The following is a 17,209-nucleotide window of genomic DNA, read 5'->3' as shown; positions in this document are numbered from 1 at the left end:
TTTGCGTATTAAACCTAACAACTTCTCCTTATAAAAATAGCCGACTATTATAGAGTAAATAGTCGGCTATTTTTATATAAATTTATACAGACACTGCCATTTTCCCTTCGCTAAATATTCCCATTAATCCAGCGATTAATGAGATAAACGCTTCTCCCACTCTTTCACCTTTTCAATTGTTACATCTAATTTCTTAGCCACTTCCTCTATACTCATTCCTTTAAAGAGCATTCCAGCTGCCGAAAGTGCTTTATCAATTTCTTCTTGCTTCTCCTGTTCATATAAACGACCCACTTTTGTCATCCGTAACCACTCCTTTACTTTTTTCGCGTAGTCTTCATCAATAAATTTATCTGTAGCTACAAGAATTCCAGCAATAACCTGAATTTGTTCTTGCTCATCGGAGATACATTTTGCTACTTCTATCGTCTTCTCAATTAAAATTTGTCTTTTTTCTCTACTATGCATAAGTGGTACAAGTATTAATTTCATGGTTTCTTCATCCGTCAAAGATTTTCCTTCTTCCATTTTTTTAATAACCTTTTGAAGGATAGCATCACCATTATATTCGCTTAGTAAAACCGCTTTGGAATTTAAACGTATACTAGATACATCTATTTCTTCTATTGGATTCATTACCTCACTTGTATAAATAACCACGATTCGAATATCCGGTAACTCTTTATTCTTATTATAATAACGATACATAATTTGATTTGCATAATCCATATACTTCAAATGGTTTTCAAGGAAACGGGTATTACTTTCATACTCTAACATTAAAATTGAACCATCTTCCATTTCAAATAAAGTATCTGAGCGCCTTTGATCTGCACGAACTCTCGAGAATTCATTTAATAACAGCTCTTTTATTTTTGGAAAGCCTTTTAATCCATATGCTTCAAGCCCTTTATCCCTATAACATTCACTTAAAAACTTCATAAGAATATCTTTATTATGATAAGAAATATCATTCCCTGCCAATAGCTAATCCCCCTTAACTATTAGTTACCATTTTCTTTATTATATAACTTATGAAATTAGCGTTACAACTTTGATTCACATGCAGATACTATTTTCCTTGCCCTTTTACTACTTTACCCCCTCCACAAACCGCCCAAACTCTTTCAAAAACCTCAACTTAAAACTACCAATAGGCCCATTCCGGTGCTTCGCCACATGGATCTCCGTCATCTCTTTCTGCGCTGTTTCCTTATCATAATAATCCTCGCGATACATAAGCATAATGACATCCGCATCCTGCTCAATTTGTCCTGTCTCTCTTAAATCAGATAAAAGGGGACGCTTATCTTGCCGTGCTTCTACCGAACGAGATAATTGCGACAACGCCACTACACAAACATTTAATTCACGTGCTAATTGTTTAAGTTTACGAGAAATTTCACTAATCTCTTGAAACCGATTGCCCTTATGCTTCGGATCACCCATAATAAGCTGCAAGTAATCTACAAGAACTAAAACCTTCTTATCACCGTGTTTCCTCTTTAACTTACGAGTTTGCATCCAAATATCTTGCACCGAAATGCCGGCGTTATCGTAAATCTCAAATGGTAATTCCCCGATTTCCGCAAATGCCTTACTCACCTTTTCCCAGTCCTCTATCGCAAAACGATGCTTCGGATTTTTCAGCCTTCCCCCTGACACCTCGCCCACGCAAGACGCCATCCTTTTTAACAATTGCTTACTACTCATCTCTAATGAAAACAATCCTACCGCCGCTCCAGACTTCGCCGCATGCAGTCCAACATTTAGCGCAAACGCAGTCTTCCCCATAGAAGGACGCGCACCAAGAACGACAAAATCACCTTCCTGCAATCCGCACGTCATTTTATTTAGCGATGTATAACCAGTCTCAATACCCGTAATCTCTTTCGCATCTTGATGAAGCTCTTCATATCAATCAACTAGCGCATCCTTCAAATCAAACTCACATACACAGTCCTTTTCCTCTAACTCACAAAGTGCCGTAATCGTCTCACCAATAATTTTCTCACTCTTCTCCGCAATAAGGCGCTCTCCCATCTTGTGCCCGAGAACACCCGCCTGATACATTTTCCAGGCACCTCGAACAAGCCCCTCATAATAAGAGAAGTTGGCAGTTGTAGGCACACCATCCATTAACCCTATAAAATACTCCATTCCCCCGATCCCCTCTAAAAACTTCGGATCTACCCTAGAAATGAACGTCACAAGATCAATTGGTTGCCCCTCTTCTTCCATTTTTCGCATTAACTGAAATATAGACTTATGCACCGACAGCGAAAAATACTGCTCCGTCAAACGGCACTCCTTAATAAGATCTCCATCAATTAGTAGAGAACCTAACACCGTCTTTTCCGCCTCCACATTTTGAATACTCATGGCCGCCACCCGCGCTCCGCTAAAAAGCGCTGCAACTCTTCCTCAGATGGCGCATTCTTCTCCCACTCCTCACACCTCGCCAAAAACTCCTCCGTCTCCCCCGTACTAACAGACGACTCCTTCTTCCTAAAGCTCGTCGTATCAGCCTCAACCTCAGATACTTTCGTAAATCCTTTCCCGTGCCAGCCTCTCAAAATCCCCTTCACATAAGCAACCGTCCGCTTATTATTCTCAAACGCAATTTGAAGAGCCTTCAGCACAAGCTCCTCTGACAAATCTTCCATCCACGCACTTAATTCCTCCACCGTATGCGGAGACAAACTACCGAAATGTTGCTCATAAAAAGAAAACACGCGACTCCCCGTTTCTTCCTCTATAACCTCTTCTTCCGCCTCTGCCTCCTCACAAACTGGCTCAACATCATCCACAGCCAAATCACTCGGCATACCGAAATGTGCTAAAAGTATCGGAACATTCAGCTCCTCCTCTACGCACTTCTGAAGAAACATATGTACAAACTCCTTATTCTTCACACCCTTAAGCTCACGAAGCACACACTTCTCCACATTCGTATTCGTCACAGGATTATAACGAAGCCAATTCAAAACGAATAACTCCCGAGTATCCGCATCATAAAGAATCTTCCCATAATCAATGAAACGCTGCACAAGCTTATCAACAGTCTCCCGATTATAACCCGTCTCCATCTCAGCTAACCGCTTCGGAAAAGGAAAAATCCCACACTGCGTCGTCTTCGAACAAGTCAACAAATACACATAAAAATACCGCTCCTCCGGCGTCAAATCCAAAACAAAATCATCCTGCCAAAAATTCACCTGCACAGTACGATACACCGCCATCCCAATTCCTCCCGTCCTAATTCAAAAATGAAAATTTCCTCTTTGTACTATATATAGGAAGGAGGGCCGGGTTTTTGGCGTGTTATTTCAAATTTTTTTTGACTCCTACTACGGTGTTTGTTGGTGTTTTTGTTTTGTTATGTTTTTTCTTAGTGATTTATTACTTGGTAGGGGCTTGTAAGGGGCTTAGGAGGGGCTTAGGAGGGGCTTAGGAGGGGCTAGTTATCGGTTACTTCGATTATGGAATCCTGTATGACTCTATCTTCTTTTTAGTATATTAAAACCATCCGCTCTCTTTATAGTACCTACAACAATAAATTTATAAGTTAAGTAATCGTACAAATTACCTTTTGAATATCCATTAATAACAACCTAAAACAAGTGGGTGGTTTATTTTGAAATTTAAAAACATCTCTTTAAAATATATTAAACTAGAAGATGAATTCCGAAAGAATTTAGAGGATTTTAGTCTTGCTACAAGTATTAAACAAAATGGATTAATAGAACCACTTATTGTAGAAGAAAAAAATTCTAATTGTTTTATACTAGTCGAGGGTTATCGTCGTTTTTGGGCTTTAAAACATTTAAATGTTCCATTCGTAACATGCAAAGTGGAAAAACTCACCTCAAAAGACTCTAGGGTTCTAAAACGTCTTCGTGTTGAATTAAAATCCAAGAGAAAAACAGGTTATGAGGTAGAACGAATGATTAGTTTTTTACTTGATGATGGTTATACAGAAGATGATATCGCTAAGCAATGTAACATACAAAAAAAGACCGTAAAAAAATACATTAATGGAAAAGATGTTAATACCCAGTGGAAAATTAGAGCTGAACAATCTGGAGCTGGAATACATGGGTTAACTGAGATCCATCATTTAACAAATATACATCCTGAAAATAAAGAATACGTAGCTAATCTTTATATTAAGCGAAAAATAAATGCAAACAATGTAGAAAGTATAAAAACACTTACCAAGTTAGATGAATTTAATAAATCCTCAAAGGATTCACAAAGAGACTGTATTAACGATATGATCGGAGATGAAAGTTTAAATAACGAAAGACTGAAAGATATTGTTTTTACAAGATTATTAAAACAACAATACACTCTCTCCGTACATCAATATATATTTGATAAAGTTCTCCGTCTATTCGATAAAATAATAGATGGTTGCTGTCATAACTTTGTTAACCACCTTACTCCCGTACAAAAGAAAGATCTACAAAGAAAAATAAAAATAATTTCTAATAAAATTGGATTTCCGCCTATTTCACCCACTCCTCCCCTAAAAACATTTTCCACTTCTCTTAAAAGGTATCAAGAACATACTATATTAGTTAATATCAATAAAAAGTCCTAAAACTCTACTCGATACTGAAATTATGTTTTTTTGAAAAAAATTGATATATTATTTAAATTTTATCAGTTAATAAAACAGCAACACTTATTTAAGCGTTGCTGTCCTTCTTTCAAATTATGTATGAAGATGATATCGTATATCCTCTTCTTTTCTAGCATCTATACTAAGAAAAATTGATATTCTCACCAAACAAAAATACCAATTTTTAGTTACTACTACGTGCAGTAGTTTTTGTCTTGTTTTTCTTAGTAATTTATTATTTAGTAGGAGGCTATTTATCGGTTACTTCGATTAAAAAAACTCGATTTGAGAAGCCACCTCGTTCTTCTGCTTTCTTTTTTCGGATGTTGTTGATTTCTTCTAGTGTTGTGCCTTCGTGTTCGGCTAGGGCGTTGATTAGTTCTAGGAGGTCGGATAGTTCTTCGAGTTTATCGGGTTTTGTTTTTGCTTCGATGTATTCTGTTAGTTCTTCTTGTGTTTTCTTGCAGATTTCTTTTATGTATTCGTCTTCGGATAGAATTCTTGTTGTGGGTGTTTTTCCGTTAGCTTTTATTATTTGTGGAATTTTGTTTCGGATTAGTTTGTTGTAGGTTGGCATGGGATTTCCTCCGTTAGGTTTTTCTTCTATTATAATGGAAAAAGCCATGTCTTAAGTTTAACATAAATATAAAAGACATCTAAAACAGATGTCTTTTATATTCGTTATGAAGAAGCTTGAAGTTCAGAAAGAACTTCGTCATAAATGCGTTCTAATACAATTTGTTCATCTAAATCTTGAGTAATTTCCCCAACTTTATTAAAAATTTCAATTAAAGTCATTGTATTATTAACAACTTTATCACTCTTTATTTTTTTAGCATTTGATCTAGTGTTACTACTTAATTTTTGGGTTGAACTGGCAAGTTTTTTAAACAATAAATAGATTACAGATTCCGACAACTTATCTGCATCTTTTATATTACTTATATAATCTACAATTAAATCTTGTCTTTCTTTTAATGTGAAAATATTTTTAATTTTCTCTTTCGAATTTCTAACACTAGTAGAATGATTTAAATAAAAAATAGCATCGTTTAGCTTACCCATACCTGAAAATTGATTTCCATTTGAATCAACAATACTATATCTTAATTCTAAAGAAAATGCTTTATCTCCAATTTCATTATTTGAAACATAGACACCCAAATATAAATCTCCAAAATTAGAAATTTCAATCGGCTCTAATTGCTTGAAAAAAACTCTAATTTCGGAATCAGTCATAATAGCTGTCTCAACTGTAAATAACTTTTTATTCTCTTTTGCATACGAATGAATTGATAATAAAGATAAATATAAAGCTAAATGGTTATCATAATTTCGATATCTTAATGAGGTTATACCTCGAAGGCAATATTCGCCATCTATCTTTAAAAGACGGTATTGCTTTTCCACTTCTCCTAACTTCACTAACAACTGCTCAATATTTTCTCTTAATAAATCCCTATACCCGTTCTTAATGCAAAATTTTCCGTATTTCCCCATTTGGAAAACTTCATTCAAAAAAGAGTATGTAAAATCATATATCCCTTTAGACGTAATTTCATCAATTCCATCTTTTTCTTTAAAAGATAATATAACCTCGTTATCCTCAGATAAACCTACATAATTAATATTTGAAAGTCTTTCAGGAATATCCATTTTTTCTCTGTCAACAATATCAAACAATGCTATTAATTCCTTAACACCAATTATCAACAGATCTTCATTTAGACCACCATAAAAGTCCAAAGGAAAAGATACTCTGATTTCATCATCTAACACTCTATCTTCTTTTATAAAAATATTCAAATCTTTTAAACGCGATAATTCACCCGATATTTCTGATTCTAATAACTTAACAGAATAATGATGCATCGACATATAAAACCTCTTTTCTTTAAAAGTAAAAATTTCATATTCAATATCCCCAATTATCATTATAACTCTATTAAAACCAAAAAGTAAACTATATATAGTTAGACAAACGAAAAAAGTATACATATATAGTATCTATTTTTGTGACATCCATTATAAATTCTATATAAGGAAGATTAAACTGACATAAAGAAAGAACAACAGGTATATTTTATATAACTCAATAGATTTAACAAAAGAATCCAGCTATCCTCAGTATTTATACACCTAAATTTATTAAAAAACGAAGTATTCATATCCGCCTCAAAAAAGCAGATTCTCTAGCTTAAAAACACTCCTTAAGCAAATAAAAAGCAATCAAATCATACTAGCTGAGTTAGAATGTTAACATCCGAAAAGCATTTTTCACAATGGATTGTCTGGTCTTTTTTAAAATTTCCGGATATTTAAGAGGTATTTGTTACTTTTTTGTATAAAACAATAGATAGTTAAGCGAGAGAAAATAATTCCAATTACCCCTTAAATATACTTAAATCTAATGCGCTTTATTATCATTCAATTACTAGCCAAATCATGAGAACTTACTCTCATGATTCAACTAATATTAATTTCCTTACTATTATATTTCTGATATTAAGTCCCTTTGTTCTAATATTTCTATAGTTTTTTCTGAAAGTGCATAATCAAACGGCGTGCTTCCGTTCCTATTCACATATCCAGATTGTGATAACTCTTTGCATCTTCTTGACACAAATTGATAGCTTCTATCTATTTCTTGACCAATTAGTGTTGCAGTAATTCTTTCACCTGCAGAGTTTTTATTAAGTATATATATAGAATGAATTATTTCCATTTCATCGTTTGACCATACCGCTGAATCGACACTCTCTTTAACAGCCTGACGGAGTTGCCTATCGTATTCTATTTGACATATACCACTCTCACAACTATCACATTTCATTTTAAATCTTTTCAAAAGCTCTAACTCTTCAATTGAAAATTCCTTTTTACAGTTCTGACAAACAATCTTTTTGTTATTTATTAAAGAAAATGTAACAATATGAGTATAGTCAAAAGCCCTTTGCTGATAAAACTTAGAATCTTTATTTTTAGGCTTACCGTATTTTATTTTTTCATTAACAGTTAAGCCATAGTCAAGAGCATATATTGTATTTGTAGCGTTTTTTATATTGGATGACGATTTTCCTTTAGAAGCTAATTCATTGACCTTATGTAAAAATCCATTAAACTCCAAAGAACCTAGTAAATTTTCCAAATCTGAACTTACCATAAAATGGCTTGTTGGAACTAAATCTAAATCCTTAAAATAAGAGTTTTCAGCTTCTTTCAATTGCAATTTATTTTTCTGAGCTTCTTGAACTAACGCCTCCATTAAACTCTCTTGTACAAAAATGTCTAACTTTTCATCATATACTCCCTTTGAATGTCTGCTCTTATCAAAATAATTTTTTGTATAATCTAAATAATATTGTTCACAAGCTTCTTCAATTGCTTGTTTGTTAATTTTTTTTGAATGTGATAAATTTGAAAGCCAACAATAATGTAGTATATGTCCTAATACACGAATAATATTCATAGAACCCTGATACAGTAGCTTATAGTATTCCTCCATACTCGTGTTGCGAATATCAAAATAATCCTCCACTTCAGAAGAACAAAAAGCTTCTACTCTATTCATTATTATTCTTTTTGTATACTCTACAGATGACTTCTCTAGTATAGAAATATTATGTTTACCATATATATCAAACATATCGATGTATATATTTTTGTATTTACCTATATCCAGATCCCCATAATAAATTCTATTAGGATAACATGCTATCTTTAAATTCACATGATCTTTCGCTAAGTGATACAGAGGACTTACTATAACATCTACAAAAGAAATCATATCCTCCTTATCTAATTCAGAAAAATCATCTATAAATATATATATTTTCTCTCTTTCACAAACTTCTATAATCTTTTTTAAAATATCAATTATACTGCCCATATTAAAATAACGAGCTAATATATTAGAAGTTTGTTTTTCTTCACTACTCCCCTTTTTTATATTTCCTTTATAATTTACATCTATTGTTTTTAAGGCTACCTTTATCTCATTCAAAGCCTCGCTTGTCTGAGCTGATTTTTCTTGTTGTTGAATTGCGTTACTAATATTAATTAATTCTGGATTTTCTATTATACTATTTAATTCCTCAATGCAATTCTGCAACCTCTTATTTCTAAAATGATTAGTTAACTTTTTAAAAAACCCATATTTTTCATACTTCAATTCTTCTAATAAACTTTCTTCAAATGCAAATAGAAAATTCCTTAAAAGTAATAATCTCCTGATATCAGCCTTATCCAAGACCCCGTCTAAAGCTTTTAAATCAGCCGTTATATTACCAACCTTCGACATTTCGTGCACAGATTTAGCATTAATATACACTGATAAATGGCGTTTTTCTTTTCTAATTTTATGTTGCGCTCTTGCAATAATTGTTGATTTCCCAGTACCTCTTCTTCCAATCAAAAAAGTTGCTTCGTTCGTCAACATCTGTTCTAATATTCCTAAGTTAGGTAATAAATCCACATATAATTCTTCAATTAACTCTTCATTATCAGTTGAATTAACATTTAAGTCATTATTCTTAATTCTGTGATATAGTTTTAATGTTTCAACTGCATTTTTAAAACCTTTTGTATCCATTATAACCCTCCCGAAATCTAATAAACATTATATACTCCATATTATCAATAGCCAAATAATAGGTTATTTAATTACCCCACCTCAAATCATCCAATTATTGCTACGTAATACTTTTAAGAATTCAAACTATTTCTCATTGCTATATCTACTATTACATTCTACTAAAAATTTTTCTAACTCTCTATCACAACAATACACATAACAACCTTTCATTCCACGTGTCATAAGAGTCTTATATGTATTTTTAACAAGAGTAATTAACGGATCTATTCGGCCTTTCTTCGGTTTAGCTGGTTTTGCCCCTTTATCTTTAAATTCATCTCTTCTAATAATTAGAGTGCCATTTTCTTTGTCATATCCCAAATCATTACCAATTATGACACCAACATAGTCCATTTCTAAGCCTTGTACTGTATGTATGCATCCAATTTGATCTGCACAATCTGGATGTATAGCCCAATCAATTCGATTCGGATCATTCCATGGTAGAGTGAAGTTATGTTCTTTAATTACAACATCATGTGCCAATTCTTTTCCCTTAGTATTTTTAGTCCATTCCCAAGCGTAACCTGCTAATAACCTCCCACCTCTTTTTTTAACAATCTCTTCTCTTAATATATGGGGATCAGATATAACTTTAAAATCAAAATCTCCTTCAAGTACTACATTATTATTTTCATCACCAAAAATACTGTCTAGCCATTCAATATAATTACCTGATCCCGAACAACGGTATTGTGAATCCAATTCTACAACATGAACTTCAGCTTCAAATTTTGCTGCTTCTTCTGTCAATAGAGCTACACTTCCAATATCTTTTTTCGATATCTTTTGGGAGTCATCGATAAAAAAAACACTTATTTTAGAAGATCGCATGATTTGTGTAGCTTGATTTTCCCCCACGATTTTCTTTTTCATATGTCCATGTTCTTTTAAACGATGTGCTTCATCACAAATCAATACATCAAAATAATTTTCTGGCGTATCAACATAAGAAGCAGATCCTTTAAATAAATCCCTTAATTCTACAAATCCTGATGTACCAATCATTTTTTTTCGTAAAACTTCCCTAAAAGCCTGATTCGGCGTAATATATTCTACATAAGCCTCTTCCTTTAGCATGTGACTCATCACATGTAATCCAATCACTGATTTTCCGGTACCTGGACCACCTTTTATCAAAATCACTTGCTTTTGATCTTTTTTTGTTTTCATTTGATCATACATATTAACAATTTTTTCATAAGCAACCTTTTGCTCATCTAATAAGATAAATTCCTCATTCCCTTCAATTAAAGACTTAGCTCTTTCTACAAGCTTTTTTGAAGGATGAATTCTCCCTGTTTCAATGGCTGCAGCAATTTCCCCACCATTCCCATTAGAGACTAGTTTGCTTATGTTTTCAGCTAAAACCCTATCGTCAAATTGAAAATATATTGGGGACTCCTGAAGATACCTTTCGTATCTACTATCTAATAAAGGTTCCTCATCTCGATCCATAATATAATTGTGTAAGTATGCACAGGAATGCAAACTAATAGCTGACTCATCGTATAAAGATTCATTAAAATTTTGGAGAAATCTTTTATACGATGACGCTTGATATGAAGGGTGAACTGTTTCGCGCTCACGCCCTCCTAAGAACGTTTTTACAATTCCATCGCCCTCAGCAGTTATTGCTTTTTCCCACTGTTTCAGTTCAACAATCAATGCATTATCTGTTCCTGTTTCATCCTGACCAGTAATAAGAAAATCGATTCTTTTCTCTGTAGAAGGCAGTTTATACTCTAACAGTACATGTGTATCATCCTTTAATTCCACATCACGGAGTAATTTTGCCATTTGCGGCAAAGACCTCTCCCAGGATCTTATTTCACTATCCGAAACAACTTTATTCATTTTATTTAACAAATTATTTTTCAAGACATATCCAATCTGTTTATCACGAATATGCTCCAAAAAATCTTTGGATGTCTCGTTATATATAATCATTTAATATCCCCTTCTCTTTCTTGTGATACAGGGTATTTCTTTGCGTTTTTCTCTAGCTTTCGAATAACCTCTTCCTCTAAATTCACATCCATTTTATCTGCCATTTGAATTAAATATATAAATACATCAGCCATCTCCTCTTTTATATTTTGACGAGAGGTAGCTAATGCTTCTTCACTACTTTTCCATTGAAAGTTTTCCAAAAGCTCATTTGCTTCTAATGAAATCGAAATTGCCAAGTCTTTTTCATCATGATATTGTTTCCAATTCCTTTGATCGCGGAATTCCATAATTTTTTCATAAACGTTTTTCATTATTCTCTCTCCTCTTTCATAATACAAATATCGTTATCTTCTATTTTATCAATTTCCAAGGTTATAAAAACATTAAAAAATCCATAACGACCAACTTTAAAAAAACTTCTTTCCCCGTCTATCTCTCCGAATACTAACAAGCCAACTCTCATAATCAATCCAAATCTAAACATCCTGCACACACTACCTCTTAACAGGAGAAGATTCACTACATTCTGCTCACACCACTGAAATGGACGCATGAAAACCAGCAAAAAACACATTCCCCCCCCAATAAAGAAGGCCATATCAAAAGCATACTCCAATGTCATTTTGATACAGCCTCATCTTTTCTACCAATACTACTTCTTAATCATTGTAAGGACATGCTGGCATTAAATACTTAACCCACCTACAAAACATTACCATCCTTTAAATAATCATAAAGCTTATTATCCATCGATTTCTCCATAATCATATTCATCGTAACAACAGGTAGTTCTTTTCCATTTTTATCTTGCATTTCAGTTTGTTCTACACTTGCTTTATCAGGTCTCGCTTTTCCTAAATAGTAAAAGTCACTTCCCTCGTCATCATCTTTTTTCACAAAAATATGGACATCAATATTATTTTCTTTAGCATCAATAATTGTTTGAACTTCCTTTGATTTTAATGTTCTATTACTTCTTGTATACCATTTAAGAACATCTTGATTAAGGAATTCATCACCGTAGTCCACACTGGATTCTACCTCATCATTTTTATGGTATGTGATAAATATTGGACAAGTATAGTACTTTGTCTTATAACCATACATAGTTGAGCTCTCATCATTATGCCAATTTAAAAGTTTACAAACATCTTTTCTTGAGTATTTTTTATATACAGTAAGGTTACTATCACACTCATAGTTTTTGCTCTTTTCCCTTGCACTTTTAATAATGTCCATAACCATACGCTTAAAGTATTCATTTTGTTCTAAGCTTTTTCGGATAGAATCATTAAACATATACGTCTTATCGGCCTGTAAAGAGAGAATTGGCTTTTCTCCATATTTCTTTTGGCTGTTTTGCAAGAAAAATCCTAATTCAAAAATTCGTTGCACAGAAGTAATCGTGTCATCATCTGTTAAGCAATTAGATTTTTCAAGTTGTTTTATATACTCATCTTTATCAACTTTTTCTTGCTTTAGTAACAATTCTAATAAAACAATTTCGTTTTTACGTTTTCCATTCAATACTTCCAATGAAAACATCGTTAAAACTTTATTTTCGTACTCTGTTAATGCAGGGACGTCTTCTTTCATTTTCAATAAGAACTGATAATAGTTCGAATATCCTTCTACAAGTACAACTGGATCAATAGAATGGTTTACTATAAAGTCATATAGATATGGAGTTCTTCCTATTCTATTTTTCAACTCAGCAAAAGCTTCCTTTAATACTTTCATTGCTGTTAAATTACTATTATTAATCGCTTTAAAGATTTGTTTTTTCGCTATCTCTTCAAAGTTGACTGTTGAAATACCTTTAATATAACTCGTGTCATTTGTATATCTACGTATATTATCTTTATTTTGTGATCTATCCCCCGAAAGAGCGATCGGAATTAAATAGTTATTTTTATAGTTTCCAATAAAATCAATGATCGTAACAAAATCTTTCGAATCGTGTTTTCGAAGTCCACGCCCCAGCTGCTGTATAAAGATAATACTTGATTGAGTTTGTCTTAACATGACAACTTGATTAACACTTGGAATATCAATTCCTTCATTAAAAATATCTACTGTTAAAATATAATCCAGTACGCCATTTTCTAATTGATTCACCCGCAGTTCTCTTTCCTTTTGGGAATGATCGCCGGTTAATGCAAATGTGCGAAAACCTCTATTATTTAAGGCATATGATAATTGTTCTGCCTCATCTTTTCGGCTGCAAAACATTAATCCTGTTACTTTCTCACCAGAATAACCATAGTATTTTACTTTTTCAACTACATGATCCATTCGCTCTTCCGTAACAAGTTTAGATAAAACTGTAGTATCATCTATCTTTTCACCATTATATTCAAAATCAGTTACTCCAAAATAATGGAAAGGACAAAGCATATCTTCTTCAAGCGCTTCTTGCAAACGAATTTCATAAGCAATATTGTAATCAAATAGCTCATAAATATTAAAATTGTCTGTACGTTCAGGTGTAGCAGTCATTCCCATTAAAAATTTCGGTTTAAAATAATCAATAACTCTATGATAAGAACTAGCACCAGCTTTATGAACTTCATCTATTAAAATATAATCAAATAGCCCAGGATCAAATTGATGTAAATTTTCTTCCTTTGCAATAGTCTGGATTGTCGCAAATAAATATTTAGCATTTATTTGCTTATTTGATCCTGATAAAACGCCAAAGTCCTCATCGGCTCCACCAAGAACCTTTTGAAAATCTGATTTTGCTTTATTTAATATTTGCTCTCGGTGAACAATAAATAGCATCCGTTTAGGTGCAAAATTTCTGACATCAAATGCTGAAAGATATGTCTTACCCGTTCCTGTTGCGGAAATAACTAAGCCTTTTGCTTTTCCAGCGTCTCGAATAGCTTGTATTTCTTTTAACGCAGCTTGTTGCATTTTATTTGGCGTAATTTTCAACGCTTCTTCAATTGCATTATGATATTGACCAGGTAATTCTATAACTCGATCTAGCAACTTATTTTCTGCAGCTTGTTCATATATTGTTTCGTAATTTGCAATTAACTCTTCAGTTAATACTTGAGAGTGCTCCCAGACTTCTTCAAATTGATTTTTAAAATGCTGTACTATCTCTCCATCTTCATGCGATGTTAACTTGACGTTCCATTCATAGTTTACCTTCAAAGCATGTGCAGTCAGATTTGAACTACCGACAATTAATGAACAATGTGTTTTATTATCAAATATGTACCCCTTTGAATGAAAACCAGATAAGTTTGTTAATCTTACTTCTACATTTTCAAGTTTCATTAATTCTCTAAACACTTTTGGTGTATTAAAATTTAAGAATGTAGATGTTAATATACGTCCTTTAACCCCTCTTTGTTTAAGATCAAGGAAATGCGATTTTAAAGTCGCCAGTCCACTTTCCGTAATAAAAGCCACTGAGAAAATAAAGGATGTACTATTTTCTAGCTCCTCCAACAATGAACTTAAAACATTTTCATTTTTCTTCGTATTGTTTACTAATAATTTAGGCTTATATATTCCAGGATGATTATGTTTTTGATTAATAAACCCTTTATATAAAGAGCCCTCTAATTTTTGAATAAAATTCTCCATATGATCACCATTTATGACAAATTTTTATATTAATTGTATTACTCACTGATTTAAAGTGCAAATTTATTACAATATAAAAAACTATCCGCCTAAAACGGATAGTTTTTATCAAATTACTTTATAAGCGATTCTTTTGATAACTTCTCAATAGTTGGGATATCCGCAGGTGCCCACTCTAAAGCTGCTAGTTCATTCGGGTATAACCATTTAATTGCTACGTGCTCAGTTAGAACTGGACTTCCTTCAACAAGTTTACAATAGAAAGTTTTCAAATGAACAATACCAAAATCATACTCATAGGCTGTATAATCAATTTGCTCACCAATCTGCACGCTACAATGCATTTCTTCATCAATTTCACGCTTTAACGCCTCTTGAGGTGTTTCTCCCTCTTCTATTTTCCCACCTGGAAATTCCCACATAAGAGGTAGCGATTTAGATGGCCCTCTTTGTGCACATAAAATTTTCTCATCTTGAACAATTACTGCTCCAACAACATAAATATTTTTCTTCATTATATCCTCCTTAAATCTCACAGAAACTCTATACTTTATGTTTCCACACTTTATAGACTGAAAAATGCCTTTTATATCTTTAAACGACTAATATATTTTTAATCAGTAAGCTAGATTTTATCTATCCCTATCTAGCCCTTTTAATATAATTGGCCTAACACCCTCATCTCTTTTATATTATATAGAAGTAACTACAAAAATAAAGCCTGATTGAATACTTCCCTCTTAAGCCTCTTTTTTCACCATTTCCTCATACCTAAAATGACATTCCTCCAAAAACTCCCTACTCTCCCCACTATCCTTATAATAAGAATCCCACCCTCTCTCCCTCAAAATCCCCTTCCAACTATCACTCTCCACCATCTTCTTAATCACACCATCCCAATAAGCAACCTCTTCCTCCGTCATATCTTTCGGGCCCATAATTCCTTTCCAGTGCTGGAAGATGACGTTGATTCCTTGTTCTTTCCATGTTGGAATTTCTGGTAGGCGGTCTAGTCGTTTTGGTGCGGATACGGCTAGTATTTTTATTTTGCCGGCTTTGTATTGTTTTTCGGCTTCGGATAGGGTCATGGTTGCGGCGCCTATTTGTTTGTTCGTTAGGGCGTTTATGATTTTTTCTTTGTTTTCGTAGACGAAGAATTGTAGTTCGGCAGGGTTTATGCCGAAGGCTTTGCTTACTTGTACGAAGGATAGGTGATCGTCGTTTCCTAGGCCTGGGGCAACACCGATTTTGAAGTTTTTCTTGTCTTGTTTTAGTTGTTCCATTAGTTGTTTTGCATTTTCTATATTCGAGTCTTTTGATACGACAACGACTTCCCAGTCCGATGCGAGTGTTGCGAGCGGTGTGAAGTCTTTATATGTTAGTTTACTGTGGCCTAGTAGGTTGTTCGTTATGAGTAAGCTTGAGTTAATCGCCAGTACGTGACCGCCTTTTTGTTTCGTATATTTCCATCCGACGTCACCGCTGCCACCTACTTTGTTTGTGACAGTGATTGGTTTTGTGAAGATTTTTTCTTCTGTCAGTGTTTTTTGCATCGCTCGTGCTGTTAAGTCCCATCCTGCTCCTTGAACGTTCGGCGCAACGATTTCTACTTTGTCGATGTTCACTGTATTCGTATGGGATTTTTCCGAAGAACAACCAGCTATTACTCCTGTCATGATCCATATACATAGTAATAATCCCTTTTTCATAGTCCTCGCCCTATTCGATATTTTCGTTCCGGTCGTCCGATAATGCCGTATGTGTACTCTACTGTGCATTCATTTGTCGCTACTAAGTATTCTAAGTATCTTCTTGCGGTTGTTCTGGAGGCTCCCATTTGTTCCCCCATTTCTTCTATTGTAATTCCCTCTTCGAATCCTTTTATAATCCCTTTCACTTTTTGCAGTGTTAACGGATCAACACCTGTCGGTAAATTTTTTATGTCTTGCGTTTGTGAAATGCCAAAGAAGTTATCGATAAGTGCTTGATTCACTTCATTGTTACTATGTAATAATTGCTTCTTTCTTTTATAGTCTTCAATTGTGCGAACAAATTTTTCAAGCGTGACCGGTTTTATAAGGTAGTTGCTTACGCCGTTTCGAATTGCTTTTTCTAACATATGGTTTTCATTTGCCGCAGTAACCATAATGACATCAACGTTTGGAAAATCTGCATGAATTTTGGGCAATAAGTCTGTTCCGATTCCGTCTGGTAAATAGTTATCTAATAGAAGTAAATCGGTTTCTTCCCTTTGTAGTAGTTCCATCGTTTCTTTCGCGTTCAATGCTTTTCCAATCACTTTTACGTCCTTTATTTTTGATAAAAACTCTTCCTGAATTTGTGCGACACGGAAATCATCTTCTGCAATTGCAACCTTCAACATATGCCCATCC

General features: G+C 33.6%; 13 protein-coding genes and 1 pseudogene. 1 reads left to right on the top strand and 13 read right to left on the bottom strand.

Annotated elements, in window-relative coordinates; translation table 11 throughout:
• Positions 1–135: 135 nt before the first annotated feature.
• The 3 genes and pseudogenes from PDL00_RS27990 to PDL00_RS27980 form a co-directional block, all read right to left on the bottom strand.
• On the bottom strand, positions 136–984 hold the full coding sequence (locus PDL00_RS27990; RefSeq protein WP_000908107.1) for a hypothetical protein: 849 nt from the start codon (positions 982–984) through the stop codon (positions 136–138).
• A 108-nt stretch (positions 985–1,092) separates the two neighbouring features.
• Positions 1,093–2,382 (bottom strand): annotated as a pseudogene (gene dnaB / locus PDL00_RS27985) (replicative DNA helicase).
• Positions 2,379–3,242, bottom strand: coding sequence for a DnaD domain-containing protein (locus PDL00_RS27980; protein ID WP_270732680.1), 864 nt, complete (start codon positions 3,240–3,242; stop codon positions 2,379–2,381). Before PDL00_RS27980 ends, dnaB begins: the two are co-directional and overlap by 4 nt.
• A gap of 395 nt (positions 3,243–3,637) precedes the next feature.
• Between PDL00_RS27980 and PDL00_RS27975 the strand changes: the two genes are divergently transcribed.
• Complete coding sequence (locus PDL00_RS27975; protein ID WP_270732678.1) at positions 3,638–4,606, top strand: ParB/RepB/Spo0J family partition protein; 969 nt, start codon at positions 3,638–3,640, stop codon at positions 4,604–4,606.
• Positions 4,607–4,877: 271 nt separating this feature from the next.
• Here the strand turns inward: PDL00_RS27975 and PDL00_RS27970 are convergent, their stop codons facing one another.
• From PDL00_RS27970 to PDL00_RS27925, 10 genes are all read right to left on the bottom strand, one after another.
• Positions 4,878–5,204, bottom strand: a complete 327-nt coding sequence (locus PDL00_RS27970) for a nucleoside triphosphate pyrophosphohydrolase (protein ID WP_270732676.1) — start codon at positions 5,202–5,204, stop codon at positions 4,878–4,880.
• Positions 5,205–5,308: 104 nt separating this feature from the next.
• Positions 5,309–6,505 carry a hypothetical protein gene (locus PDL00_RS27965; protein ID WP_087985714.1) on the bottom strand — a complete coding sequence of 399 codons (1,197 nt, stop codon included), beginning with the start codon at positions 6,503–6,505 and terminating at the stop codon, positions 5,309–5,311.
• A 613-nt stretch (positions 6,506–7,118) separates the two neighbouring features.
• Positions 7,119–9,218 carry a hypothetical protein gene (locus PDL00_RS27960; protein WP_087985715.1) on the bottom strand — a complete coding sequence of 700 codons (2,100 nt, stop codon included), beginning with the start codon at positions 9,216–9,218 and terminating at the stop codon, positions 7,119–7,121.
• 126 nt (positions 9,219–9,344) lie between these two features.
• Positions 9,345–11,210, bottom strand: a complete 1,866-nt coding sequence (locus PDL00_RS27955; protein ID WP_270732668.1) for a DUF2075 domain-containing protein — start codon at positions 11,208–11,210, stop codon at positions 9,345–9,347.
• Positions 11,207–11,524: a nucleotide pyrophosphohydrolase gene (locus tag PDL00_RS27950; RefSeq protein ID WP_044306416.1), complete on the bottom strand. Its 318-nt coding sequence runs from the start codon at positions 11,522–11,524 to the stop codon at positions 11,207–11,209. The genes PDL00_RS27955 and PDL00_RS27950 overlap by 4 nt, the downstream gene beginning before the upstream one ends.
• Complete coding sequence (locus tag PDL00_RS27945; RefSeq protein ID WP_270732665.1) at positions 11,524–11,835, bottom strand: hypothetical protein; 312 nt, start codon at positions 11,833–11,835, stop codon at positions 11,524–11,526. Before PDL00_RS27945 ends, PDL00_RS27950 begins: the two co-directional genes overlap by 1 nt.
• 80 nt (positions 11,836–11,915) lie before the next feature.
• Positions 11,916–14,816, bottom strand: coding sequence for a DUF3427 domain-containing protein (locus PDL00_RS27940; RefSeq protein WP_270732661.1), 2,901 nt, complete (start codon positions 14,814–14,816; stop codon positions 11,916–11,918).
• 113 nt (positions 14,817–14,929) lie between these two features.
• On the bottom strand, positions 14,930–15,331 hold the full coding sequence (locus PDL00_RS27935) for a (deoxy)nucleoside triphosphate pyrophosphohydrolase (RefSeq protein WP_088057419.1): 402 nt from the start codon (positions 15,329–15,331) through the stop codon (positions 14,930–14,932).
• A gap of 225 nt (positions 15,332–15,556) precedes the next feature.
• Positions 15,557–16,525 (bottom strand): tripartite tricarboxylate transporter substrate binding protein, encoded by a 969-nt coding sequence (locus PDL00_RS27930; protein ID WP_270732655.1) that lies wholly within the window; start codon positions 16,523–16,525, stop codon positions 15,557–15,559.
• Positions 16,522–17,199 (bottom strand): response regulator, encoded by a 678-nt coding sequence (locus tag PDL00_RS27925; protein WP_270732652.1) that lies wholly within the window; start codon positions 17,197–17,199, stop codon positions 16,522–16,524. Before PDL00_RS27925 ends, PDL00_RS27930 begins: the two co-directional genes overlap by 4 nt.
• Between the last annotated feature and the right edge of the window lie 10 nt (positions 17,200–17,209).

The organism is Bacillus cereus group sp. TH152-1LC (assembly GCF_027710505.1).
In the GTDB taxonomy this organism is placed as follows: domain Bacteria; phylum Bacillota; class Bacilli; order Bacillales; family Bacillaceae_G; genus Bacillus_A; species Bacillus_A mobilis.
This window is presented reverse-complemented; position numbering and strand designations above follow the sequence as displayed.